This window comes from Microbacterium murale, assembly GCF_030815955.1.
Classification (GTDB): Bacteria; Actinomycetota; Actinomycetes; order Actinomycetales; family Microbacteriaceae; genus Microbacterium; species Microbacterium murale_A.
In genome coordinates this window covers 623,940-648,096 of the sequence record NZ_JAUSXK010000001.1, presented here as the reverse complement: position 1 = coordinate 648,096, position 24,157 = coordinate 623,940, and the positions used below count along the sequence as shown (strand labels likewise).

Here is a 24,157-nt window from a genome sequence, read left to right as displayed (position 1 = left end):
TGACCATGACCGATTACGCCGTCATCAACCCGGCGACAGGGGAGACCTTGTCCGCGTACGACACTTTCACCGACGCGCAGATCGACGAGGCGGTCGCCGCTGCGGACGCCGCCCACCGCGGCTGGTCGCGGGCCTCGACCGTCGCAGAGCGGGCGGCGCTGATCCGGCGCGCCGCCGAGCTTCATCGCGAGCGCCGCGAGGAACTCGCAGACATCTTCGTGCGCGAGATGGGCAAGCCGCGTGAGGCCGCGCTCGGCGAAGTCGACTTCGCCGCCGACATCGCCGAGTACTACGCCGATCAGGCGGAGGCGATCATGGCCGATCAGCCGATCGCGATCCTCGGGGAGGGGTCGGCGATCATCCGTCGTGACTCGCTGGGGCCGTTGCTGGGCATCATGCCGTGGAACTTCCCCGCCTATCAGATCGTGCGATTCGCAGCGCCGAACCTCATCGTGGGCAACACGATCCTGCTGAAGCCCGCGCCGCAGTGCCCCGAGTCGTCGACGGCGATCGAGGAGATCTACCGGGACGCCGGGTTCCCAGAGGGTGCCTACGTCAACGTGCTCGCGACGAATGACCAGATCGCCGACATCATCGCCGACCCGCGTGTGCAAGGCGTGTCCTTGACCGGTTCGGAGCGTGCAGGTTCCGCCGTCGCCGAGATCGCCGGTCGGAATCTGAAGAAGGTCGCGCTCGAGCTCGGCGGATCCGACCCCTTCATCGTGTTGTCGACCGATGACATGGATGCCACGGTCCAGGCCGGTGTCGACGCGCGCCTGGACAACAACGGCCAGGCCTGCAACGGAGCGAAGCGCTTCATCATCGTCGACGGACTGTACGAGGAGTTCACGACGAAGTTCACGGCGGCGATGGCCGCGGTCGAGGCGACGGACCCGACGCAGGATGACACCGTGCTCGGGCCGGTCGCATCGGCGGCTGCGGCGGAGCACCTGCAGCAGCAGATCGACGGTGCGGTGGCGCAGGGTGCGACGCTGCTCACGGGTGGCACCCGTGATGGCGCGTTCTTCGCCCCGACGGTGCTCTCGGACGTGACACCGGAGATGGATGTCTACCGCGAGGAGCTCTTCGGCCCCGCGGCCGTCGTCTACCGCGTGGCGGACGAGGACGCCGCAGTGAAACTGGCCAACGACACCACCTTCGGTCTCGGCTCTTATCTGTTCACCACCGACCCCGAGCAGGCGGAGCGCGTCGCAGATCGGATCGAGGCGGGCATGGTCTACGTGAACCTCGTGCTCGCGGACAGTCCAGAGCTGCCGTTCGGCGGTGTGAAGCGCAGCGGCACGTCCCGCGAGCTCGGGCACCTGGCTGCAGAGGAGTTCGTGAACAAGAAGCTCATCCGCACGGCCTGACCTGCTGAATCCGCCGAGGCGCCCGCCGCGCTACCGTTGACGCATGAAGGTCGAACGAGTCTCCCGCACGCAATCTGTCGTGGACGGGCTGCTCGATGAGATCATCGCCGGGAGGCTCGTCGCGGGAGAGACGCTTCCGGCCGAGGCCGATCTCGCCACGTTGCTCGGCGTGTCTCGACTCACGCTGCGCGAGGGGGTGCGGCTGCTGCAGGCGCAGGGCGTCATCGTCCCTGTGCCAGGCAGCAGGCACCGTATCGCGCCGGTCGATGAATGGACCGGGTTGGAGGCCGTAGTGCGTCTCGCGCGCAGCGGGGGAGCGCGACGGCGTTCATCGCTCGATCTGATCGACATGCGCGTGATGTTCGAGACCGGCGCCGCCGAACTCGCGGCCCCGCGTTGCACCGACGAGCACATCGTGCAGCTCGAGGCGATGCTCGACCTGATGCGGACGGCGCACCGCAACGGCGATGTTCCCGGATTCGTGGACGCGGATCTCGCATTCCACGATGTGATCTTCGCAGCGGCGGACAACCGCATCCTCGTCGCATCGGTGCGCCCGCTCACCGCGATGCTGCAGGATTCACGCACCGAGACCAGCGCGGTGCTCGACATCCGCGAGCATGCGATCGCCGAGCATGCCGCAGTGCTCGAGGCGATGCGCACGCGTTCCGCGGATGCGGCGCGCGAGGCGATGGCGAGCCATATGCGCCAGACCCGCGACGACCTGCTGCACTACGTGCTGGGCGAGTAGACGCGACGATTTTGCCGCGCAACGATAAGGGCGTACCCTCGTTATCTGATATCGGATAGCGATTCCGAATGTCACATCCGCTCTCCACGACACCCCTCTGAACGAAGGAGTTCCAGTGCACGTCGATGCGCTTCTCGCCTCGCTGCCGGCATCCGTCGAGATCGACGCCGCCGAGGTGCGTGCCGCCCTCGACCCGCAGGGAGTGCTCGTCGTGCTCGACGACGATCCGACCGGTACTCAGTCGGTCGCTGGCCTTCCCGTACTCACGCGGTGGGAGCGTGAGGACCTCGCCGGTGCGTTCGCCACCGGAGCTCCGGCCGTCTACGTGCTGACGAACACCCGATCGCTCGACGAGGACACCGCCGCCGCGCGCAATCGCGAGGTGGTCGCGGTCGCGCTGGCCGCGGCATCCGAGTCCGGCCGGCGCGTCACCTTCGTCTCCCGGAGCGACTCGACGCTCCGCGGTCACTTCCCGCTCGAGACCGACGTGCTCGCAGGAGAGATCGTCGCGCACGGCGGCACGGCGCCTGATCTCGTCCTGATCATCCCGGCCTTCCCGGATGCCGGTCGTATCACCGTCGATGCCGTGCACTTCTGGGTCACGGACGGTGAGGCGACGCCGGTCGGAGAGACCCCGTTCGCAGACGACGCCACGTTCGGATTCGCCTCGTCGGACCTGCGCGACTGGGTCTCGGAGAAGACCGAAGGACGGGTGCCGGCCGATCAGGTGGCCGCGCTCACGATCGACATCATCCGATCGGGCGTCGATGCCGTGGCATCGTTCCTCCGCGACGTCCCCGCTGGGTCCGTCGTCGTGGTCGACGTCGTGGACGAGGCCGACATGCGCGTCGTCGCGCTCGCGCTGCACCGCATGCGCGATCGCGACGTGCTGCTGCGTGTCGGCCCGCCGTACGTGCGCGCGCACATCGGTCAGGACATCGCCGAGCCCGTCGCAGCGGCAGACATCCCGTTCGCCTACGACCGGGGCGGACTCGTCGTGGTCGGCAGCCACGTGCCGCTCACGACGATGCAGCTCGCCGAGCTCCGTCGCCAACGACCGGACACCGTCACGATCGAACTCGACGTGCGTCAGCTGATCGACGATCGTCGCGAGGCGCACCTCGACGCCCAGGCGCGTGCCGTGGCTGAAGCGCTTGACTCCGGGTCAGTCATCGTGCACACCACCCGCGAGCTCGTCACCGGCGCTGACGGCGCCGAGAGCCTCGACATCGCCCGCAAGGTCTCCAGCGGCGTCGTCGACCTGGTGCGCCGCGTGCTCGAGATCGCCCCGCCCCGTTTCGTCATCGCGAAGGGCGGCATCACCTCGAGCGACGTCGCGAGCGAGGCTCTCGAGATCCGCCGTGCCACCGTGCTCGGACCGATGCTCCCCGGCATCGTCTCGCTGTGGCAGCCCGAGACCGGCCCCGCCGTCGGCATCCCCTACATCGTCTTCGCCGGCAACGTCGGCGATACGGATTCGCTGGCCCGCGTCGTCTCGACGTTGGCCGACGCCAACTGAAAGGAACAGAGATGACCTCCACCGTCGCCGTCATCGGCCTGGGAGCAATGGGTCTTCCGATGGCCACCCGCCTCGCCGAGCGCTTCGAGGTGCGCGGCTTCGACATCGCCGCCGCACGCGTCGCGCTCGCTGCGGAGAAGGGCGTCACTCCTGCGGAATCGGCGGCGGATGCCGTCGCCGATGCTCAGGCTGTGCTCGTGGCGGTGCGAACCGGGGCACAGCTGAACGAGCTGCTCTTCGGCGAGACCGGTCTCGCATCGCATCTGGCCGAAGGCGCCGTGGTCATCCTCACCAGCACGGTCGGCACCGACGGCATCGCCGACATCGCCGCGCGTCTCGCCGAGCACGGTGCTCAGCTCGTGGACGCCCCGCTCTCCGGCGGACCAGTGCGCGCCGGCGAAGGCGATCTGCTGATCGTCGTCGGAGCGAGTCAGGCCGCTCTGGAGATCGCACGCCCCGTGCTCGACCAGCTCGCCTCCACGCTCTCGATCGTGGGCGACAAGCCCGGTGACGGCCAGGCGCTGAAGACGGTCAACCAGCTGCTGTGCGGCGTGCACATCGCCGCAGCCGCTGAGGCATTGGCACTCGCCGATGCCCTCGGCCTCGATCGAGAGAAGACTCTCGAAGCGCTCACCGCTGGTGCGGCGAACTCCTTCATGCTGGGCAACCGTGGTCCGCGCTCGCTGCAGGCCTACGACGAAGAAGGCGCCGAAGTGCTCAGCCGCCTCGACATCTTCGTCAAGGACATGGGCATCGTCGGCGATGCCGCACGCGCCGCGCACCTCTCGACTCCGGTCGCGAACGCCGCCGAGCAATTGTTCCTGCTCGGCGAGGCCCAGGGCCTCGGCGCACACGACGACTCCGCCGTGATCCGCGTGATCGCCCCCGAACGACTCTCCTGACCAACTCCACCCGAACCCACCTCCGACCTCAGGCGCACATGCGCGCCGGAGAACTGAAAGAAGAGATCCAGTGACGCTCCCTCTTCCCGCGTTGATCGCGATCGGAATCGCAGGACTCGCTCTGCTGCTCCTGCTGATCATCCGATTCAAGATGCAGGCCTTCTACGCCCTGATCCTCGTCTCGATCGTCGTCGGCCTCGCCGCCGGCCTCCCCATGACGAACATCACAGCCGATGACGGCACCGTCGAACAGCTCGGCATCATCCAGGCGATCATCGCCGGAGTCGGCGGAACCCTCGGCTCCGTCGCCGTGCTCGTCGCGCTCGGCTCGATGCTCGGCAAGATCATCGAGCTGTCCGGTGGCGCGGAGTCGCTGGCCGGGAAGTTCACCAAGTGGCTCGGTCCGAAGCGGGTCGGGGTCGCACTGGTGATCGCCGCGGGCATCCTCGCGATCCCGGTGTTCTTCGATGCGGGATTCATCATCCTCGTACCGATCATCTTCGCCTTCTCGAAGGTCGCAGGCCTCAACCCCATCAAGTTCGGTCTCCCCGTCGCCGGCATCATGCTCGCCGTGCACGTCGCCGTCCCGCCGCATCCCGGCATCGTCGGCGGTGCGACGATCCTCGGTGCCGATATCGGCTGGGTGACGATCTTCGCGCTGCTCGTGTCGATCCCGCTGGCGGCGTTGTCGTTCTGGGTCGGCAAGCTGATCAACCGCCGCGAGTTCGCGATGATCGAGGCGACGAAGCAGATGTTCGACAGCTTCGGGAACGAGCAGCCCTCCGCGAACGCAGGGCTCCGCGACGGCGAGAAGGCACCCAGCGCCTTCACCGTTCTCGGCCTGATCCTGCTGCCCCTCGTGCTCATCATGCTCGGCACCGCTGTCGCCCCCGCATTCGAGACCGGCAGCTTCTGGAACGCGTTCCTGTCGATGATCGGCCAGCCCATCTTCGCGCTCATGGTCGCGATCGCCGCCGCCATGTTCTTCCTCGGAGTACGTCGTGGATGGTCGGCAGCGAAGCTCGGCGAGGTCATGGAGTCGGCCCTGCCCGCCGCCGCGGTCATCATCCTCGTCACCGGTGCCGGTGGTGCGTTCGGAAAGGTCCTGACCGAGACCGGCATCGGCGGCGCCGTCGCCGAGGTGCTCGCCGGATCGGGCATGCCGCTGCTGCTCGCAGCCTTCCTCATCTCGCTGATCATGCGCGCCGCGCAGGGCTCGGCCACGGTCGCCATCACGACCACGGCGGGCCTGCTGCTGCCTTCGGTCGCCGTGCTCGGCCTCGACACGATCCACATCGCGCTCGTCGCGGTCGCGATCGGCTACGGCGCACTGGGTCTCAGCCACGTGAACGACTCCGGGTTCTGGGTGGTCACGCGCTACCTCGGGCTGTCGGTCAAGGACGGCCTCCGTACCTGGACGCCGCTGACCACCGTTCTGGGTGTCGCCGGATTCCTCCTCACCTGGATCCTCTACGCGGCGATCCCGATCAGCTGACGGACGTCGCGTGCCAAGACCCTCGGGATCCGGAGACGGATGCCGAGGGTCTTGCCCTGCAGGCGGGTGGCTGGCGTAGCCTCGAATCATGGTCACTGTCGCCGAGAACATCGTCCACACGCTCCGCGCCAATCACATCGACCGGGTCTACGGCATCCCCGGTGACTCTCTCAACGGATTCACCGACGCGCTGCGCAGAGACGGCACGATCCGCTGGCTGCATGTGCGCCATGAGGAGTCCGCGGCGTTCGCCGCTGCGGCCGATGCCGCGATCACCGGTGACCTCGCGGTCGTCGCCGGTTCCTGCGGTCCTGGCAACCTGCACCTGATCAACGGACTGTTCGACGCCAACCGCTCTCGCGTGCCGGTGCTCGCGATCGCCGCGCACATCCCGACGAGCGAGATCGGCACCGGATACTTCCAGGAGACGCACCCTCAGGAGCTGTTCCGCGAGTGCAGCGTGTACGTCGAGTACGTGGCAGACCCCGTGCAGATGCCGCGAGTCCTCGAGATCGCGATGCGCGCCGCGATCGAGCAGCGCGGGGTCGCGGTGATCGTGATCCCGGGTGAGGTGGCACTCGCCGAGGTGCCGGTGGACCGCACCAGCGTCATCGAGCGCGCGCATCCCGTGATCGTCCCGAGCCCGAGCGAACTCGAGAAGGCGGCGCAGCTGTTGAACGCGGCCACGAAGGTCACGATCCTCGCCGGTGCCGGAGTCGAGGGCGCGCATGACGAGGTCGTCGCCCTCGCCGATCGCCTCGGCGCTCCTATCGTGCACGCATTGCGCGGTAAGGAGTTCATCGAGTACGACAACCCGTTCGATGTGGGCATGACAGGGCTGCTCGGCTTCGCTTCCGGCTATCGGGCTATGGAGTCGGCGGACGCACTGCTGGTGCTGGGCTCGGACTTCCCGTACCCGCAGTTCTATCCGGACGACGCGACCACGATCCAGGTCGATATCCGAGGATCGCAGCTCGGCAAGCGGCATCCACTCGATCTGGGCCTCGTCGGCGACGTCAAGGCGACCACCGAGGCGCTTCTGCCACGGATCGCCGAGAAGTCGGATCGTTCGCATCTCGACGACGCCGTCGCGCACTACCGCAAGACGCGGAAGAAACTCGACGAGCTCGCGGTGCCTGCGAAGGGCAGGAACCCGATCCATCCGCAGTACCTCGCACGCCTGGTCGACGAGTACGCGACCGACGATGCGATCTTCACCGCGGATGTGGGCTCACCCACGGTGTGGGCGGCGCGCTATCTCACGATGAACGGACGACGTCGCCTGGTCGGCTCGTTCACCCACGGTTCGATGGCGAACGCACTCATGCACGGCATCGGCGCGCAGACCGCGCAACCGGAGCGGCAGGTCGTGGCGTTGGCCGGTGACGGTGGACTGGCCATGATGCTGGGCGAGCTCATCACGCTCACGCAGAATCGGCTCCCGGTCAAGACGATCGTGGTCAACAACTCTTCACTCAACTTCGTCGAGCTCGAGATGAAGGCCGCCGGCTTCGTCACGTACGCCACCGACCTCGAGAATCCGAACTTCGCGTCAGTGGCCGAGGCGTTGGGCATCTTCGCTCGACGCGTGGAGCGCAGTGAAGACCTTCCGGATGCTGTGCGCGAGGTGCTCGCTCACGACGGTCCGGCGCTGCTCGACGTCGTGACCGAGCGACAGGAGCTGTCCATGCCGCCGGCGGTCACCGCCGAGCAGGTCAAGGGCTTCGCGCTCTACGCCATCCGTACGGTCATGTCCGGCCGCGGCGATGAACTGCTGGATCTCGCCAGAGCCAACTGGCGACAGCTGTTCTGAGGCCGAGCCGGCGTCGCCTCGTCGGTCCATCCGCCCCGGCGAGGCGCCCGCGGTTCGCCGGGGCGGACAGCATGCCCTACACTGGAGGAGCAGTTGTCTGCATTCTTTTTCCATGCCCACGGGTACGGATGAGAAGCAGATCCAGAGGCCTCACGGTCTCTAGGGCGGTAGCTCAATTGGCAGAGCAGCGGTCTCCAAAACCGCAGGTTGCAGGTTCGATTCCTGTCCGCCCTGCGCGTCAGCGCCACGCTGGCACACGAAAGGTACATTCAGGATGGATCAGGACGAACCGCGCGGCGATGTCGTCGCGGCAGGCGGCGCCGCCGGCGTGAAGAAGCTCGGCTTCTTCGGCAGGATCGCGCTGTTCTTCCGTCAGGTCATCGGCGAGCTGCGCAAGGTCGTCACGCCCACGCGCAAGGAACTGTTCAAGTTCACCGGCGTCGTGCTGGTCTTCGTGGCGATCATGATGGCTCTGGTCTACGGTCTGGACACCGCCTTCTCGTGGCTGACGGCCCAGGTCTTCGGGGTTCCGCAGTAAGCGTCACCCTCGCGGTCCCGGCCGCAATGATTGGAAAGAAACAACGTGTCTGAACGATATTCCGACGACGCCGACTGGGCGACCGCCGCGGAGCAGTCCAGCGAGGACGACGAGGCGCAGGAGGGCAACGTGCTCTCCGCCGAAGAGGAGTCGGTTTCCGCTGCGGAGCATGTCGCGGTGCACATCGAAGGCGACCCGGAAGACGTGAATGAAGAAGGCACCGAAGACATCGACATCGACGACCCGGAGGCGGACGCGATCGTGAACGACGCTCTCAACCTGGACGAAGCGGCAGAATCCGAAGCTGCCGCTGAGGTCCTCACAGACGGAGCGGCCGAAGAGGCCGCAGATCTCGAGGCGGCATCCGCTGACGAGGTCGCACCCTACGACGGCCCCGACGTGAACGGCGACGAGGATGCCGCGACCGACGAGGCGGCTGAAGACGCAGACGAGAACGCGGAAGAAGATCCTTACGAGGCCTTCCGCATGGACCTGCGCATGATGCCGGGCAAGTGGTACGTCATCCACTCCTACGCCGGTTTCGAGCGCAAGGTGAAGGCCAACATCGAGCAGCGCAAGTCGACGCTCGAGGTCGAGGACGACATCTACCAGATCGAGGTCCCGATGGAGGACGTCGTCGAGATCAAGAACGGTCAGCGCAAGATGGTCACGCGCGTCCGGATCCCCGGCTACGTGCTCGTGCGCATGGAGCTCAACGAAGACACCTGGTCGGTCGTCCGCCACACGCCTGGCGTGACGGGCTTCGTGGGCAACGCTCACAACCCCACCCCGCTGCGCTTCGAGGAGGCCTTCAACATGCTGAAGGCGCTCGTCGAGGTCAAGGACATTCCGACCGCGAAGAACGTCCAGTCGAAGGGCGGCGTCGCTGTCGCCCGCTCGATCCCGGCTGAGGTCGACTTCGAGGTCGGCGAGACCATCACCATCAAGGAAGGCTCGTTCGCAGGCCTTCCGGGTTCGATCAGCGAGATCAAGCCCGAGAGCGGCAAGCTCACGGTGCTCGTCTCCCTCTTCGAGCGTGAGACCCCGGTCGAGCTGTCGTTCGACCAGGTCACCAAGATGAACTGACTTCGATCTCTGCGAAACGGCCGTCCCACGGGGCGGCCGTTTCGTCGTTCCCGGCATCTGCTTGCATCGGGTAGACTTACGTGGTTTGTGTGTGCGCTTCGGCGTGCGCGCAGGACAGCACCGCGATCCGGAGATGCCGGATCGTGGGAGATCGGATGCCGTGGCATCCGCTCGAGGAAAGGAAAAGAGAATGGCACCAAAGAAGAAGGTGACCGGCCTGATCAAGCTCCAGATCAACGCAGGCGCCGCCAACCCGGCGCCGCCGATCGGCCCCGCGCTCGGTCAGCACGGCGTGAACATCATGGAGTTCTGCAAGGCCTACAACGCAGCGACCGAGTCGCAGCGTGGCAACGTCATCCCGGTGGAGATCACCGTGTACGAGGACCGCAGCTTCACGTTCGTCCTGAAGACGCCGCCGGCCGCGGAGCTCATCAAGAAGGCCGCCGGAGTGCAGAAGGCTTCGGCCACGCCGCACACGGTCAAGGTCGGCAAGATCACCAAGGACCAGGTCCGTCAGATCGCTGAGACCAAGCAGGCCGATCTGAACGCGAACGACATCGAGGCCGCCTCGAAGATCATCGCCGGCACCGCCCGTTCCATGGGCATCACGGTCGAGGGCTGAGGAGAATAATCATGGCAAAGTCCAAGGCTTACAACGCTGCCGTCGCGAAGATCGAGGCAGACCGTTTCTACACCCCCACCGAGGCTGTCGCTCTCGCCAAGGAGACCGGCTCGGCGAAGTTCGACTCGACCGTCGAGGTCGCGCTGAAGCTCGCTGTCGACCCGCGCAAGGCGGACCAGATGGTGCGTGGCACCGTCATCCTTCCGCACGGTACCGGTAAGACCGCCCGCGTCATCGTGTTCGCCACCGGCCCCGCGGCCGAGGCTGCGATCGCTGCAGGTGCAGATGAGGTCGGCGGCGCCGAGCTCATCGAGAAGGTCGCTGCAGGCTGGACCGATTTCGACTCGGCTGTTGCGACACCCGAGCTCATGGGACAGGTAGGACGACTGGGTAAGGTGCTCGGCCCCCGTGGCCTCATGCCGAACCCGAAGACCGGCACTGTGACCCCCAACACGGCGAAGGCCGTCGAGGAGATCAAGGGCGGAAAGATCGAGTTCCGCGTCGACAAGCACGCCAACGTGCATTTCGTCGTGGGCAAGGCGTCGTTCACCGCAGAGCAGCTCGATGAGAACATCGGCGCTGCGCTTGAGGAGATCGTTCGTCTGAAGCCGTCGAGCGCAAAGGGCCGCTACATCCAGAAGGGTGCGGTGTCGACGACGTTCGGCCCCGGCATCCCGCTGGATGTCAACGTCATCTGAGTGCGACTCTGAAAGGCCCCTGTCCGTCGGGACAGGGGCCTTTCTGCGTCCAGGCGGAGCGTCCTGGCCGGCCGATGGGACGTCGCGGCGGGCGAGACACGCCCGGGGGACGGGCAGGATTTGCCGCGTCCAGGGATCCCGCGTAAGTTATTACTTGTTCGCCCCACAGGGAAGCGGAAAGGCCGGAAGGCCTCACCCCCCTCAAGCGGAAGAACAACTCCCCGAACTCCTTCTCTCACTTGAGAGTGTGGGCGCTTGCGTCTAGGATAGGGAGTCCCACCTCGTGGATCGCGGTCATCGGCTGCTCCTCGGATCTGAGATCCGAAAGCGTCGATTTGACAGACTCCCTGAGGCGGGTAAGATTGAGAAGTTGCCCTTCGGGCCTGGTTGTGATGACTGGGTCGGGGGAGCGTCCGATCCTTGAGAACTCAACAGCGTGCACTTGTCAAATGCCAAATTATCCTCGTCGCTCTTCGGAGTGGTGAGAATTCCTTTGGATCAAAGACCAGCCCTTCCGGGGGTTGGCATTTTAAATGAAGTCAGTTTGATTCATTTCTTTGGTCAGTTCAAACTCGCTGCTCACACCTTTTTCCGGTGTGTTCAGTTTTTTTCTTTTACGGAGAGTTTGATCCTGGCTCAGGATGAACGCTGGCGGCGTGCTTAACACATGCAAGTCGAACGATGAAGCCCAGCTTGCTGGGTGGATTAGTGGCGAACGGGTGAGTAACACGTGAGCAACCTGCCCCTGACTCTGGGATAAGCGCTGGAAACGGCGTCTAATACTGGATACGAACCATGAAGGCATCTTCAGTGGTTGGAAAGATTTATTGGTTGGGGATGGGCTCGCGGCCTATCAGCTTGTTGGTGAGGTAATGGCTCACCAAGGCGTCGACGGGTAGCCGGCCTGAGAGGGTGACCGGCCACACTGGGACTGAGACACGGCCCAGACTCCTACGGGAGGCAGCAGTGGGGAATATTGCACAATGGGCGCAAGCCTGATGCAGCAACGCCGCGTGAGGGATGACGGCCTTCGGGTTGTAAACCTCTTTTAGCAGGGAAGAAGCGAAAGTGACGGTACCTGCAGAAAAAGCACCGGCTAACTACGTGCCAGCAGCCGCGGTAATACGTAGGGTGCAAGCGTTATCCGGAATTATTGGGCGTAAAGAGCTCGTAGGCGGTTTGTCGCGTCTGCTGTGAAATCTGGGGGCTCAACCCCCAGCCTGCAGTGGGTACGGGCAGACTAGAGTGCGGTAGGGGAGATTGGAATTCCTGGTGTAGCGGTGGAATGCGCAGATATCAGGAGGAACACCGATGGCGAAGGCAGATCTCTGGGCCGTAACTGACGCTGAGGAGCGAAAGGGTGGGGAGCAAACAGGCTTAGATACCCTGGTAGTCCACCCCGTAAACGTTGGGAACTAGTTGTGGGGTCCATTCCACGGATTCCGTGACGCAGCTAACGCATTAAGTTCCCCGCCTGGGGAGTACGGCCGCAAGGCTAAAACTCAAAGGAATTGACGGGGACCCGCACAAGCGGCGGAGCATGCGGATTAATTCGATGCAACGCGAAGAACCTTACCAAGGCTTGACATATACGAGAACGGGCCAGAAATGGTCAACTCTTTGGACACTCGTAAACAGGTGGTGCATGGTTGTCGTCAGCTCGTGTCGTGAGATGTTGGGTTAAGTCCCGCAACGAGCGCAACCCTCGTTCTATGTTGCCAGCACGTAATGGTGGGAACTCATGGGATACTGCCGGGGTCAACTCGGAGGAAGGTGGGGATGACGTCAAATCATCATGCCCCTTATGTCTTGGGCTTCACGCATGCTACAATGGCCGGTACAATGGGCTGCAATACCGTGAGGTGGAGCGAATCCCAAAAAGCCGGTCCCAGTTCGGATTGAGGTCTGCAACTCGACCTCATGAAGTCGGAGTCGCTAGTAATCGCAGATCAGCAACGCTGCGGTGAATACGTTCCCGGGTCTTGTACACACCGCCCGTCAAGTCATGAAAGTCGGTAACACCTGAAGCCGGTGGCCTAACCCCTTGTGGGAGGGAGCTGTCGAAGGTGGGATCGGTAATTAGGACTAAGTCGTAACAAGGTAGCCGTACCGGAAGGTGCGGCTGGATCACCTCCTTTCTAAGGAGCAACTGGCAGCCTCTTGGTTGTCCAGACCCCAGATCGAAGGCGTATGTTCTTCGCTGGGAGCTCATGGGTGGAACATTTGACATGGCATTCGGACCGAGAGTGGTTCTTAGTACGTGGCTTCGGCTACTGGAACGGGATGCTTGAGGGAAGGGTGTCTGCACGCTGTTGGGTCCTGAGGGACCGGAACCGGTCTGATCTCCTTTGGGGGTTGGGTTTGGGACTGGGTCTTCTGGACCTTTTGCTGTTTCTGGCTTTGGCTGGTTTCGGTGATGGGTACCGCCCGTACTTTGAGAACTACACAGTGGACGCGAGCATCTTGCAGCTGATCTTCGGATCGGTTGCACAAGATGATCTTAAAGATCATTAGTCAATTTCAGACACAGTCTTCGGACTGGGTCGAGTTTTTGATTCAAACTCATGTATCAAGTCTTTAAGAGCAAACGGTGGATGCCTTGGCATCTGGAGCCGAAGAAGGACGTAGCAATCTGCGATAAGCCTCGGGGAACTGATAAGCAAGTTTTGATCCGAGGGTGTCCGAATGGGGAAACCCCGCTGGGCGGCGTGCCGACCTAGTGACTCCCGCCTGAATATATAGGGCGGGTAGAGGGAACGTGGGGAAGTGAAACATCTCAGTACCCACAGGAAGAGAAAGCAACCGCGATTCCGTTAGTAGTGGCGAGCGAAACCGGATCAGGCTAAACCGAGTATGTGTGATATCCGGCAGGAGTTGCATATTCGGGGTTGTGGGACTCACCTGTCATCTCTGCCGAGGTGGCGACGTTACAGAAGCGTATAGACGAACGGTCTTGAAAGGCCGGTCATAGAGGGTGCCAACCCCGTAGTCGAAATGCGTGTTCTGGCGTGGAGAGTATCCCAAGTAGCACGGGGCCCGAGAAATCCCGTGTGAATCTGTCAGGACCACCTGATAAGCCTAAATACTTCCAGATGACCGATAGCGGACAAGTACCGTGAGGGAAAGGTGAAAAGTACCCCGGGAGGGGAGTGAAATAGTACCTGAAACCGTTTGCTTACAAACCGTTGGAGCCTCCTTAGTAGGGGTGACAGCGTGCCTTTTGAAGAATGAGCCTGCGAGTTAGCGATATGTGGCGAGGTTAACCCGTGTGGGGTAGCCGTAGCGAAAGCGAGTCTGAATAGGGCGATTCAGTCGCATGTCCTAGACCCGAAGCGAAGTGATCTATCCATGGCCAGGTTGAAGCGTGTGTAAGAGCACGTGGAGGACCGAACCCACTTAGGTTGAAAACTGAGGGGATGAGCTGTGGATAGGGGTGAAAGGCCAATCAAACTTCGTGATAGCTGGTTCTCTCCGAAATGCATTTAGGTGCAGCGTTGCGTGTTTCTTGCCGGAGGTAGAGCTACTGGATGGCCGATGGGCCCTACAAGGTTACTGACGTCAGCCAAACTCCGAATGCCGGTAAGTGAGAGCGCAGCAGTGAGACTGTGGGGGATAAGCTTCATAGTCGAGAGGGAAACAACCCAGACCACCAACTAAGGTCCCTAAGCGCGTGCTAAGTGGGAAAGGATGTGGAGTTGCTGTGACAACCAGGAGGTTGGCTTAGAAGCAGCCACCCTTGAAAGAGTGCGTAATAGCTCACTGGTCAAGTGATTCCGCGCCGACAATGTAACGGGGCTCAAGCACGCCACCGAAGTTGTGGCATTGACATTATTGGTAGGCCTTCGTGGTCCAGCCGTGTTGATGGGTAGGAGAGCGTCGTGTGGCCAGCGAAGCGGCGGTGTGAACCAGCCGTGGAGGCTACACGAGTGAGAATGCAGGCATGAGTAGCGAAAGACGTGTGAGAAACACGTCCTCCGAAAGACCAAGGGTTCCAGGGTCAAGCTAATCTTCCCTGGGTAAGTCGGGACCTAAGGCGAGGCCGACAGGCGTAGTCGATGGACAACGGGTTGATATTCCCGTACCGGCGAAGAACCGCCCAAGCTAATCCAGTGGTGCTAAGTATCTGAATCCTCATGACCGGATCCCTTCGGGGTGATGGGGTGAGGCCTAGCGTACGACCCCATGCTGGTGCGGTTAGCGTATTAACAGGTGTGACGCAGGAAGGTAGTCCAAGCCAGGCGATGGTAGTCCTGGTGCAAGTGTGTAGGCCGAGTCGTAGGCAAATCCGCGACTCACATAGGCTGAGACATGATGCGGATAAAAAGTGGATGATCCTATGCTGCCAAGAAAAGCATCGACGCGAGGTTCTAGCCGCCCGTACCCCAAACCGACTCAGGTGGTCAGGTAGAGAATACCAAGGAGATCGAGAGAATCGTGGTTAAGGAACTCGGCAAAATGCCCCCGTAACTTCGGGAGAAGGGGGGCCATCCACTTATACGGATTTACTCCGAAAAGGGTGTGGTGGCCGCAGAGACTAGTGGGTAGCGACTGTTTACTAAAAACACAGGTCCGTGCCAAGTCGCAAGACGATGTATACGGACTGACGCCTGCCCGGTGCTGGAAGGTTAAGAGGACCGGTTAGCCGTAAGGCGAAGCTGAGAATTTAAGCCCCAGTAAACGGCGGTGGTAACTATAACCATCCTAAGGTAGCGAAATTCCTTGTCGGGTAAGTTCCGACCTGCACGAATGGCGTAACGACTTCCCAACTGTCTCAACCGCGAACTCGGCGAAATTGCATTACGAGTAAAGATGCTCGTTACGCGCAGCAGGACGGAAAGACCCCGTGACCTTTACTACAGCTTTGTATTGGTGTTCGGTGTGGCTTGTGTAGGATAGGTGGGAGACTTTGAAGCCATGACGCCAGTTATGGTGGAGTCATTGTTGAAATACCACTCTGGTCACTCTGGATATCTAACTTCGAACCGTGATCCGGTTCAGGGACAGTGCATGGTGGGTAGTTTAACTGGGGCGGTTGCCTCCCAAAAAGTAACGGAGGCGCCCAAAGGTTCCCTCAACCTGGTTGGTAATCAGGTGGCGAGTGTAAGTGCACAAGGGAGCTTGACTGTGAGACTGACAGGTCGAGCAGGGACGAAAGTCGGGACTAGTGATCCGGCAGTGGCTTGTGGAAGCGCTGTCGCTCAACGGATAAAAGGTACCTCGGGGATAACAGGCTGATCTTGCCCAAGAGTCCATATCGACGGCATGGTTTGGCACCTCGATGTCGGCTCGTCGCATCCTGGGGCTGGAGTAGGTCCCAAGGGTTGGGCTGTTCGCCCATTAAAGCGGTACGCGAGCTGGGTTTAGAACGTCGTGAGACAGTTCGGTCCCTATCCGCTGCGCGCGTAGGAAATTTGAGAGGATCTGACCCTAGTACGAGAGGACCGGGTTGGACGAACCTCTGGTGTGTCAGTTGTTCCGCCAGGAGCACCGCTGATTAGCTACGTTCGGGATGGATAACCGCTGAAAGCATCTAAGCGGGAAGCCGGCCTCAAGATGAGATTTCCATACCTTCGGGTGAGAGGCTCCCAGCCAGACTACTGGGTTGATAGGCCAGATGTGGAAGTGCAGCAATGCATGCAGCTGACTGGTACTAATAAGCCGATGACTTGATAACACACCGTTTGTTGGTGCTACGCGTCCACTGAGTGGTTCTCGATGTACGGTCGAGAACCCTAACAGGCACCACGCGTGCCTTTAGGTTTTTGTTGAAACATCAATAGTGTTTCGGCGGCCATAGCGTGAGGGAAACGCCCGGTTACATTCCGAACCCGGAAGCTAAGCCTCACAGCGCCGATGGTACTGCAGGGGGGACCCTGTGGGAGAGTAGGACACCGCCGAACTTCTTCTAAACAAAATGGCCACCCAACGCTGGGTGGCCATTTTGCGTTTAACGTCGATCTCCGTTTCTGGGCACTTCAGCTGCCGGGAGGCCCGTCCACCACGGTCGGGACGTACTCGAGCAGCTGGGTGCGGTGATCGAAGGTGCGCACCTCGACGAGCTCGAGGGTCACATCCGGATACCCGTCGAATATGCGGTCGCGGCCGCTCGCCCCGGTGATCACGGGGAAGATGACGACGCGATAGCGGTCGACGAGTCCCGCGTTCAGCAATGAGCGGCACAGAGCGATGCTGCCGATCGTCCGCAGCGGGCGGTCTGACACCTCTTTCAGCCTGCGCACGTATTCGACAGCATCCGTGTCGACGAGCGTCGAGTTGGCCCACACGAGTGGTGGTTCGAGCGACGACGAGAACACGTACTTCTTGATGTCGTTGAGCACGTCGGTTCCCGGCTCGCCGCCCGCGGTCAGCTCGGACATCACGCGGTACGTCGTCGCCCCCATCAGCAGCGGATCGTTCTTCGCCGGCGCTTCTTCGAGCCAGTCGAGGTACTCAGGACTCTCCATCCCCCACCAACCAGGCCAGCCCACTGCTGAGCCGAAGCCATCGAGGGAGCAGATGAAGTCGATCGTCAGAGTCTGCATGTCATCTCCTTCGCTTCGCGCAGGAGTTTAGATCGTCTATCGACTGTGCGGAACCCTCATCCGAACAGCGGCACCACGAGACTGATGGCGATTGTGATCATGACTGCCGCTATGACCGCATCGAGGATCCGCCAGGCCCGCGGTGTGTTCAGCCATCGGGCGAGTCCGCGCGCTCCGTAGCCGAGTGCGGTGAACCAGAGGATGCTGGCGAGGATCGCACCCGCGGCGAAGAGCCAACGCGCGTCGCCGTGTGTCGCAGCGATCGACCCGAGCATCAACACGGTGTCGAGGTAGACGTGCGGGTTCAGCCATGTCAGCGCGAGGGCGACCGCGATCACGGCGGCGAGTCGTCCTGGACGCTTCTCGTCACCGGAGGGACGCAGCGTCTGGTCTCCGCCGCGCCATGCCCGTCGCGCTGCGAGCAGACCGTACGCGATCAGGACCACCGCACCGAGGATGCGCGCGGCGTCCACCAGCCAGGGCACGCTCTCAAGCAGAAAGCCGAGCCCCGCGACTCCAGTTGCAATGAGGATCGCATCCGACAATGCGCAGATCATGACGACCGCCAGCACGTGCTCGCGGCGAATGCCCTGCCGCAGGACGAAGACATTCTGGGCGCCTATGGCGATGATGAGGGACAAGCCGAGGCCGAGGCCCGCGAAGAACGAGATCACCCTCTGACGCTAAGCGGAGCCGGGCATAAGCACCAGCTACGCGTTCTTACGTGCCATTAGCATGGCTAACATGACAGCTATCTCACCGGAGTTGGCATCCACTCTCGCGGCGATCGTGGACGGCGGGAGTCTCGACGCTGCGGCGCGCACTCTGCACATCACGCCCTCCGCGGTCAGCCAGCGGCTGAAGAGCCTCGAGCAGCAGCTCGGGCAGGTGCTCGTCGTTCGCGGCAGGCCGGCGAAAGCGACGGCTGCAGGTGAGTCCGTCGTGCGCATGGCGCGTCAGATCGCACTGCTCGAGCACGATGCGCTGTCTGCGCTGGGACTCGACCCGGCGGGCGGGCGCTTCAGCGTTCCGCTCGCCGTCAATGCCGACTCGATGGCCACCTGGTTCCTGGCGCCTCTCGCGAGAGTCGCAGACGCACACGACATCGACTTCGATCTGCATCGGGACGACCAGACTTTCACGGCACGCCTTCTGGAATCCGGTGAAGTCATGGCTGCGGTGACTTCGGAGCATTCTCCAGTGGCGGGATGCACGGTCGTGCCGCTCGGCGTGCTTCGCTACGAGGCGATGGCGACGCCTGCATTCATGAAGCGCTGGTTCGCCGACGGGGTCACCACAGCGTCGCTGCGGCGCGCGCCGTTCGTCGACTTCGACCGGCGCGATACGCTTCAGCACGCTTGGCTGGCGTCCAGAGGGCAGGATGAACAGGGCATTCCTCGCCACTACGTCCCCGCATCCTACGATTATGCGCAGGCGGTCCTGCTCGGACTCGGGTGGGGCATGCTGCCCGGCTCGCAGGCGACGGATGCCGCGGCATCCGGAGCAGCGATCCCGCTGGGCGGCGATTCGATCCACGTGCCGCTGTACTGGCAGCAGTGGAACCTCAGATCGTCGCTGCTCGATGCGATCGCGGCGGAGATCACCGCAGAGGCCAGGCGCGTTCTGGGCTGAACGCCGTCCGGACTCCCCGTCTCAGTCGGCGAGAGCGAGGGCGCGGAACGCGTCGCGCTCCCGGAGGGAGTCGCGACGGCTGGCTGCTTCGGCGACGTCGGCACTCGGAGCACGGCGCCCGGTGGTGCGGTGGTAGAGCTCGTCGATCAGGCGTGTCGCGAGCGAGACGAGCTGGCCGATCTCGCGGTCGTCTCGATCTATCCAGACGCAACGCGGCTCGTCGTGGATCGGGCGGAAGCTGTCGTGCTCCTCCCAGACGAACAGCGTCCGCTCCGCGCCGAGCACATGCTGCTGCCACCAGACCTGCCGGAGATACGTTCGGGGGATCGTGCGCCAATTCTTGTTCGTGGTCTTGATCTCGGCGAGCAGGATGCGGCCTTCGGCGTCTTGGACGATGCCGTCAGGCGTGGCGAGGTGGCGATGCTCCGCCTCGGCGCGGAACAGCGCTGAAGACGGATGGATGCCATGAGTCCCGGCGACCCACGTGGCGATCTCCGGCTCTCGACGGCGACCGTGATCGGTATAGGCATTGCCTCCGAAGTGCGCACCGCCCCCGAGCTTCGCATCGGCGGCGCGGATGATCGACTTGTCTCCGGAGAGGCCGGCGACGTCGGTGGCGGTGATCCCGCGGGTACGAGCCCGGAGCCAGGCGACGCGATCACGGGAGTCCGCGACGATACGAGCCTGAAGTTCCGGAGTCACCATTCGAGATTACCCGCGGGTACGGACGCGCGGGACCAGCCGCGCCGGGGTGCCGCAGGCTGGTCTTTCCGGCATCCGGATCTCAGCCGGCTGCAGGCCAGTCCTCGGGGCCGTCGGAGCCCACGACGTACTCCTCGAGCGGCACCTTGCCGGCTTTCCAGGCGTCGAGAACGGGCTGCACGATGCGCCAGCATTCCTCGGCGGCATCCCCGCGCACAGCGAGCACAGGGTCGGCATCGAGAATGCAGGAGAGGACCTCGGCGTAGGCCCGGAGCGCGCCAGGGCCGAGCTCTGCCGACATCGTCGTCCGCTCCAACTCGAACGGGTCTGCTTCCCCGTTGACGTTGAGTTCCAGGGAGATCTCGGCCGTGCCGAGCGAGAAGCGCAGCACCGCTCCCTCCGCGTCGCCGTGGAGACCGCGGGGGACGTGGCGCACAGGACGGAACCGTACGACGATCTCACGTGAAGGGTTGCCGATGGCTTTGCCCGAACGCAACATGATCGGCACACCGGCCCAGCGCGCGTTGCGCACCTCGAAGGTCGCCGCCCCCAGCGTCTCGGTGTTCCGTGCGGGGTCGACATCCGGTTCATCCACATACGACGGGAACTCGCGCCCTTCCACGCTGCCGGCCGTGTACCTCGCACGATGCGAGTTGCTCACCGGATCGTCGTCCCACACCGAGGTCGCCCGCAGCACTGCTGTCGTCGCTGCGCGGAAGTCCACCTCATCCAGAGTCGCTGGCTCCTCCATCGCGAAGACGGCGAGCACCTGCAGAAGGTGGCTCTGGATCATGTCGACGAAGGCTCCCGCGTGATCGTAGTATCCGGCACGACCCTCGAGCCCCAAGGACTCGTCGTACGTGATCGTCACGGACTCGATGTCCGTCGCCGACCAGAGCGGCTCGAGCACACGGTTCGCGAAGCGCACCCCGAGCAGGTTCAGCGTGGTCGAGCGTCCGAGGAAATGATCGATGCGGAAGACCTGGCTCTCGGGCACGAGCAGGGCGAGGCGTTCGTTGAGCGCCCGAGCACTGCCCTCGTCGACCCCGAAAGGCTTCTCCAGCGCCAGCACGACGCCCTTGGGCAGATCGATCGTCGCCATGGCGTCGCACGCGGCGGCGGCGACCGATGGCGGCACCGCGAAGTACAGCGCCAGCGGCGCCTCTCGTCCCGCGAGAAGCGTCTTCAGATCGTCTGCAGCGGTGATGTCGGCGCGGTGATACTCGGTCTCGACACGTGACATCGCGTCCTCGGCATCCGCTGACGCGAACGCGGTCTGCACGACGTCACGCCACTTGTCGTCCGCCCACTCGTCCATTCCCGCTCCGATCAGGTGGACGGTGCGCTTCGGTTCTGTGATCAGCAACTGACCCAGTGCCGGCAGCAGGAGCCTGGATGTCAGGTCACCGGATGCTCCGAAGATCATGAGTGTCGTGTGCTCGGCCATGCGGCCCACCGTAGTCGGCACGACGAGATCGCAACAGGCCTGGATCGCCGAGGCTGTCACTGCCACAATCGGACGGATGCCATCTCCGATCGAAGACTATGCGCTGATCAGCGACTGCCGCACGGCAGCTCTCGTCTCCCGCGATGGCAGTATCGATTGGCTGTGCCTGCCGCGCTTCGACTCTCCGTCGATCTTCGGCGCGCTGCTGGGAGATCCCGCGCACGGATGCTGGGCGCTGAGGCCGCTCGACGAAGACGCGAGCATGAGTCGTCAGTACTTGCCGGACACCTTCATCCTCGTCACACGATGGGAGACCGCCGGCGGCGTCGCGGAGGTGCACGAGTTCATGCCGATGAGCCGGCACCGCACCGATCTCGTGCGACGAGTGATCGGCATCTCCGGGACCGTCGCATTCCGCACCGAACTGCGGATGCGTTTCGATTACGCACGTGCACTCCCGTGGGTGCGGCAGGTGGGAACCGATTCCGAGCCGGCGCTGCGGGCGACTGCAGGACCGGACGCCGTGATCGTGCGTGGCGTCGCACTGTCCGCATCCGATCACGTCCACACCGGAAGGATCACAGTCGCCGAGGGCGAGACGCGCGATCTCACTCTGACCTGGTTCCTCTCCCACGAATCCGTGCCTCACCCGCTGGACATCGAGGACGCCATCGCGAGGACCCGATCCTGGTGGGAGGGCTGGGCGAGCGGAATCGAACACGACGGACCGCATCGTGACATGGTGGCGCGCTCGCTGCTCGTGCTGCGGGCACTCACCAACCGGGACACCGGTGGCATCGTCGCGGCTGCGACGACATCGCTGCCGGAGGATTTCGGCGGATCGCGCAACTGGGACTACCGATACGTCTGGCTGCGGGACGCCGCGCTGACTCTTGAGGTGCTCATCTCGCACGGGTTCCTGCACGAGGCGCAGCACTGGCGCCTGTGGCTGCTGCGTGCGGTCGCCGGTGACCCGTCCGAGGTGCAGATCATGTACGGGATCGCGGGGGAGCGCGACCTCGCCGAGCGAGAGCTCACCGGGCTGCCTGGATACGAGGGCGCTTCTCCCGTGCGAATCGGCAACGGCGCCGTCGATCAATACCAGGGCGACGTGATCGGCGAGGTGCTCGTCGCGCTCGAGGCTGCGCGGATCGCCGGACTCGAGGAGTCCTCGTTCTCGTGGCCGCTGCAGCGGGCGCTGCTCGAACGCGTCATCACCGGGATGGATCGACCGGACAACGGCATCTGGGAGATCCGCGGCGAACCTCAGCGGTTCACTCATTCCCGCGTCATGATGTGGGCCGCGCTCGATCGTGGAGTACGCGCTGTTCGTGAGCACTCCCTGTCGGGTGATGCCGACCGGTGGGTGGAGATACGAGACCGACTGCGCTCCGAGATCGACGAGCGGGGCGTGCATGCCGACGGCTACTTCGTGCAGCACTACGGATCCGATGAGGTGGACGCTTCGCTGCTCGTCCTCCCGCAGGTCGGGTACTGCGCAGCGGACGATCCGCGGATGACTCGCACGGTCGCGCAGATCGAGCACACGCTTCTTCGCGACGGATTGCTGATGCGCTATCGCACGACGAGCGGTGTGGATGGTCTCGCCGGAGGTGAGCATCCGTTCCTCGCCTGCAGCTTCTGGCTCGTCGAGCAGTATGCCGCGAGCGGTCGGGAACGGGATGCCGAGGCTCTGATGGCGCGTCTGGTCGGCCTGTCGAACGATCTCGGCCTGCTCTCCGAGGAGTATGACGTCGACGGAGCACGGCATGCCGGGAACACGCCGCAGGCGCTGTCGCATCTCGCGCTGGTCCGTGCGGCGGACGCACTTGCCGGGCACTCCGGCCGCGCCGCCGACCGTCGCTGAGCAGACGACGCCACCTCGATTTGGGGGACGGCGTCGGATGCCGTATTCTTGGATCAACCGAAGACCGCCGGTCATCGTGATGTGCGCAAGCGCAGCATGATCGAAGCACTGCTCTGCAGAGGCCCGCGCAGGTGTCACGAACTGATTCAAAGCTCCGTGCGCTTGCGCCGGAGCTTTTTTGTTTGGCTTGTGGGGTGGTCGAGGTCGATGCCCCACCACCGTGCGGCATCTCGTACCCACCAAGGAGTGACCATGGCGCAGAAGGATGCATCGGTTGCCGAGCTCACGAAGTCATTCGAGAACTCGAACGCCGTCCTGCTGACCGAGTACCGCGGTCTGACGGTTGCCCAGCTCAAGGAGCTGCGTAACAGCATCCGTCAGGACGCTGAGTACGCCGTGGTGAAGAACACGCTGACCAAGATCGCCGCCAACAAGGCTGGGATCTCTGCGCTGGATGACGACCTCAAGGGTCCGTCGGCAGTCGCATTCGTGCACGGTGACTTCGTCGCCACTGCGAAGGCTCTTCGTGATTTCGCCAAGGCCAACCCGCTTCTCGTGATCAAGGGCGGCGTTTTCGAGGGCAATGCCCTCAGCGCCGACGAGGTCAACAAGTACGCCTCGCTCGAGAGCCGTGAGGTTCTGCTTGCGAAGGCTGCGGGCATGATGAAGGCGACGATGGGCAAGGCTGCCGCGACCATCGACGCGCTTCGCGAAAAGCTGGAGACCGCTCAGGCCGCGTGAGCGACCGGCGATCTCGTTCCACAAACCCCATCAATCTAGGAGATACATCATGGCTAAGCTCACCACCGAGCAGCTGCTCGAGCAGTTCGCCGACCTGACCCTCGTCGAGCTCAGCGAGTTCGTCAAGGCGTTCGAGGAGAAGTTCGACGTCACCGCTGCTGCTCCCGTCGCCGTTGCCGGCGCCGGCGGCGCAGGCGCTGCTGAAGAGGTTGAGGAGAAGGATTCCTTCGACGTCATCCTCGAGGCCGCTGGCGACAAGAAGATCCAGGTCATCAAGGCTGTCCGCGAGCTCACCTCGCTCGGCCTCGGCGAGGCGAAGGCTGTCGTCGACGGCGCTCCGAAGGCTGTCCTTGAGGGCGCCAACAAGGAGACTGCCGAGAAGGCCAAGGAGACCCTCGAGGCTGCCGGCGCGACCGTCACCCTCAAGTAATA

Annotated in this window: 18 protein-coding genes, 1 tRNA gene and 3 rRNA genes; 18 read left to right on the top strand and 4 right to left on the bottom strand. The window is 63.4% G+C overall.

All coding sequences use genetic code 11. From position 1 onward, the window contains the following. Positions 1–5 precede the first annotated feature (5 nt). The 14 genes from QFZ46_RS03255 to rrf all read left to right on the top strand — a co-directional run bounded on the left by QFZ46_RS03255 (position 6) and on the right by rrf (position 16,694). Complete coding sequence (locus tag QFZ46_RS03255; RefSeq protein WP_307358249.1) at positions 6–1,370, top strand: NAD-dependent succinate-semialdehyde dehydrogenase; 1,365 nt, start codon at positions 6–8, stop codon at positions 1,368–1,370. A 43-nt stretch (positions 1,371–1,413) separates the two neighbouring features. After that, the gene (locus QFZ46_RS03250; RefSeq protein ID WP_307358248.1) at positions 1,414–2,121 is read left to right on the top strand and encodes a FadR/GntR family transcriptional regulator; all 708 of its coding nucleotides are present in this window, start codon (positions 1,414–1,416) and stop codon (positions 2,119–2,121) included. A gap of 115 nt (positions 2,122–2,236) precedes the next feature. Continuing rightward, the gene (locus QFZ46_RS03245; protein ID WP_307358246.1) at positions 2,237–3,640 is read left to right on the top strand and encodes a four-carbon acid sugar kinase family protein; all 1,404 of its coding nucleotides are present in this window, start codon (positions 2,237–2,239) and stop codon (positions 3,638–3,640) included. 11 nt (positions 3,641–3,651) lie between these two features. Further along, complete coding sequence (locus QFZ46_RS03240; RefSeq protein WP_307358242.1) at positions 3,652–4,542, top strand: NAD(P)-dependent oxidoreductase; 891 nt, start codon at positions 3,652–3,654, stop codon at positions 4,540–4,542. Between the two features lie 70 nt (positions 4,543–4,612). Continuing rightward, positions 4,613–6,037, top strand: a complete 1,425-nt coding sequence (locus tag QFZ46_RS03235) for a GntP family transporter (protein ID WP_307358240.1) — start codon at positions 4,613–4,615, stop codon at positions 6,035–6,037. An 88-nt stretch (positions 6,038–6,125) separates the two neighbouring features. Beyond that, entirely contained in the window at positions 6,126–7,850 is a 1,725-nt protein-coding gene (gene poxB, locus QFZ46_RS03230; protein WP_307358237.1) for a ubiquinone-dependent pyruvate dehydrogenase, read from the top strand. 161 nt (positions 7,851–8,011) lie between these two features. Further along, a tRNA-Trp gene (locus tag QFZ46_RS03225) sits at positions 8,012–8,084 on the top strand. Positions 8,085–8,124: 40 nt separating this feature from the next. Next, a complete protein-coding gene (secE, locus tag QFZ46_RS03220) occupies positions 8,125–8,388 on the top strand; it encodes a preprotein translocase subunit SecE (protein ID WP_307358235.1) in 264 nt (87 codons plus the stop codon). A gap of 45 nt (positions 8,389–8,433) precedes the next feature. Next, entirely contained in the window at positions 8,434–9,474 is a 1,041-nt protein-coding gene (gene nusG / locus QFZ46_RS03215; protein WP_307358234.1) for a transcription termination/antitermination protein NusG, read from the top strand. Between the two features lie 190 nt (positions 9,475–9,664). Continuing rightward, positions 9,665–10,096, top strand: a complete 432-nt coding sequence (rplK, locus tag QFZ46_RS03210) for a 50S ribosomal protein L11 (protein ID WP_144792427.1) — start codon at positions 9,665–9,667, stop codon at positions 10,094–10,096. An 8-nt stretch (positions 10,097–10,104) separates the two neighbouring features. Beyond that, on the top strand, positions 10,105–10,794 hold the full coding sequence (gene rplA, locus QFZ46_RS03205; protein ID WP_307364492.1) for a 50S ribosomal protein L1: 690 nt from the start codon (positions 10,105–10,107) through the stop codon (positions 10,792–10,794). A gap of 613 nt (positions 10,795–11,407) precedes the next feature. After that, positions 11,408–12,932: ribosomal RNA gene (locus QFZ46_RS03200) — 16S ribosomal RNA — on the top strand. Positions 12,933–13,361: 429 nt separating this feature from the next. Continuing rightward, a 23S ribosomal RNA gene (locus tag QFZ46_RS03195) occupies positions 13,362–16,468 on the top strand. 109 nt (positions 16,469–16,577) lie between these two features. After that, positions 16,578–16,694: ribosomal RNA gene (gene rrf, locus QFZ46_RS03190) — 5S ribosomal RNA — on the top strand. The 16S, 23S and 5S rRNA genes sit together here, the layout of an rRNA operon. Positions 16,695–16,769: 75 nt before the next feature. On the opposite strand, the gene QFZ46_RS03185 is transcribed toward rrf, so the two are convergent. Both QFZ46_RS03185 and QFZ46_RS03180 read right to left on the bottom strand, forming a co-directional pair. Beyond that, complete coding sequence (locus tag QFZ46_RS03185) at positions 16,770–17,336, bottom strand: dihydrofolate reductase family protein (RefSeq protein ID WP_307358232.1); 567 nt, start codon at positions 17,334–17,336, stop codon at positions 16,770–16,772. A 56-nt stretch (positions 17,337–17,392) separates the two neighbouring features. Continuing rightward, positions 17,393–18,010 (bottom strand): LysE/ArgO family amino acid transporter, encoded by a 618-nt coding sequence (locus QFZ46_RS03180; RefSeq protein WP_307358228.1) that lies wholly within the window; start codon positions 18,008–18,010, stop codon positions 17,393–17,395. Between the two features lie 70 nt (positions 18,011–18,080). On the opposite strand from QFZ46_RS03180, the gene QFZ46_RS03175 reads away from it, so the two are divergent. Then, complete coding sequence (locus tag QFZ46_RS03175; RefSeq protein WP_307358225.1) at positions 18,081–18,968, top strand: LysR family transcriptional regulator ArgP; 888 nt, start codon at positions 18,081–18,083, stop codon at positions 18,966–18,968. 21 nt (positions 18,969–18,989) lie between these two features. Here the strand turns inward: QFZ46_RS03175 and QFZ46_RS03170 are convergent, their stop codons facing one another. Next, complete coding sequence (locus QFZ46_RS03170) at positions 18,990–19,670, bottom strand: YqaJ viral recombinase family protein (RefSeq protein WP_307358222.1); 681 nt, start codon at positions 19,668–19,670, stop codon at positions 18,990–18,992. 82 nt (positions 19,671–19,752) lie between these two features. Further along, positions 19,753–21,117 carry a glucose-6-phosphate dehydrogenase gene (locus QFZ46_RS03165; protein ID WP_307358220.1) on the bottom strand — a complete coding sequence of 455 codons (1,365 nt, stop codon included), beginning with the start codon at positions 21,115–21,117 and terminating at the stop codon, positions 19,753–19,755. Positions 21,118–21,193: 76 nt separating this feature from the next. On the opposite strand from QFZ46_RS03165, the gene QFZ46_RS03160 reads away from it, so the two are divergent. The 3 genes from QFZ46_RS03160 (at position 21,194) to rplL (ending at position 24,155) form a co-directional block, all read left to right on the top strand. Continuing rightward, positions 21,194–22,984, top strand: a complete 1,791-nt coding sequence (locus QFZ46_RS03160) for a glycoside hydrolase family 15 protein (protein WP_307358218.1) — start codon at positions 21,194–21,196, stop codon at positions 22,982–22,984. 252 nt (positions 22,985–23,236) lie between these two features. Further along, positions 23,237–23,725: a 50S ribosomal protein L10 gene (gene rplJ / locus QFZ46_RS03155; protein WP_307358214.1), complete on the top strand. Its 489-nt coding sequence runs from the start codon at positions 23,237–23,239 to the stop codon at positions 23,723–23,725. Positions 23,726–23,774: 49 nt separating this feature from the next. Then, a complete protein-coding gene (gene rplL / locus QFZ46_RS03150; protein ID WP_259063947.1) occupies positions 23,775–24,155 on the top strand; it encodes a 50S ribosomal protein L7/L12 in 381 nt (126 codons plus the stop codon). Positions 24,156–24,157: the final 2 nt, after the last annotated feature.

Coding starts and splice junctions, on each gene's coding strand:
- QFZ46_RS03255 (WP_307358249.1), top strand. CDS start 6: ATGACCGATTACGCCGTCATCAACCCGGCGACAGGGGAGACCTTGTCC.
- QFZ46_RS03250 (WP_307358248.1), top strand. CDS start 1,414: ATGAAGGTCGAACGAGTCTCCCGCACGCAATCTGTCGTGGACGGGCTG.
- QFZ46_RS03240 (WP_307358242.1), top strand. CDS start 3,652: ATGACCTCCACCGTCGCCGTCATCGGCCTGGGAGCAATGGGTCTTCCG.
- poxB (WP_307358237.1), top strand. CDS start 6,126: ATGGTCACTGTCGCCGAGAACATCGTCCACACGCTCCGCGCCAATCAC.
- secE (WP_307358235.1), top strand. CDS start 8,125: ATGGATCAGGACGAACCGCGCGGCGATGTCGTCGCGGCAGGCGGCGCC.
- rplK (WP_144792427.1), top strand. CDS start 9,665: ATGGCACCAAAGAAGAAGGTGACCGGCCTGATCAAGCTCCAGATCAAC.
- QFZ46_RS03185 (WP_307358232.1), bottom strand. CDS start 17,336: ATGCAGACTCTGACGATCGACTTCATCTGCTCCCTCGATGGCTTCGGC.
- QFZ46_RS03175 (WP_307358225.1), top strand. CDS start 18,081: ATGACAGCTATCTCACCGGAGTTGGCATCCACTCTCGCGGCGATCGTG.
- QFZ46_RS03165 (WP_307358220.1), bottom strand. CDS start 21,117: ATGGCCGAGCACACGACACTCATGATCTTCGGAGCATCCGGTGACCTG.
- QFZ46_RS03160 (WP_307358218.1), top strand. CDS start 21,194: ATGCCATCTCCGATCGAAGACTATGCGCTGATCAGCGACTGCCGCACG.
- rplJ (WP_307358214.1), top strand. CDS start 23,237: ATGGCGCAGAAGGATGCATCGGTTGCCGAGCTCACGAAGTCATTCGAG.
- rplL (WP_259063947.1), top strand. CDS start 23,775: ATGGCTAAGCTCACCACCGAGCAGCTGCTCGAGCAGTTCGCCGACCTG.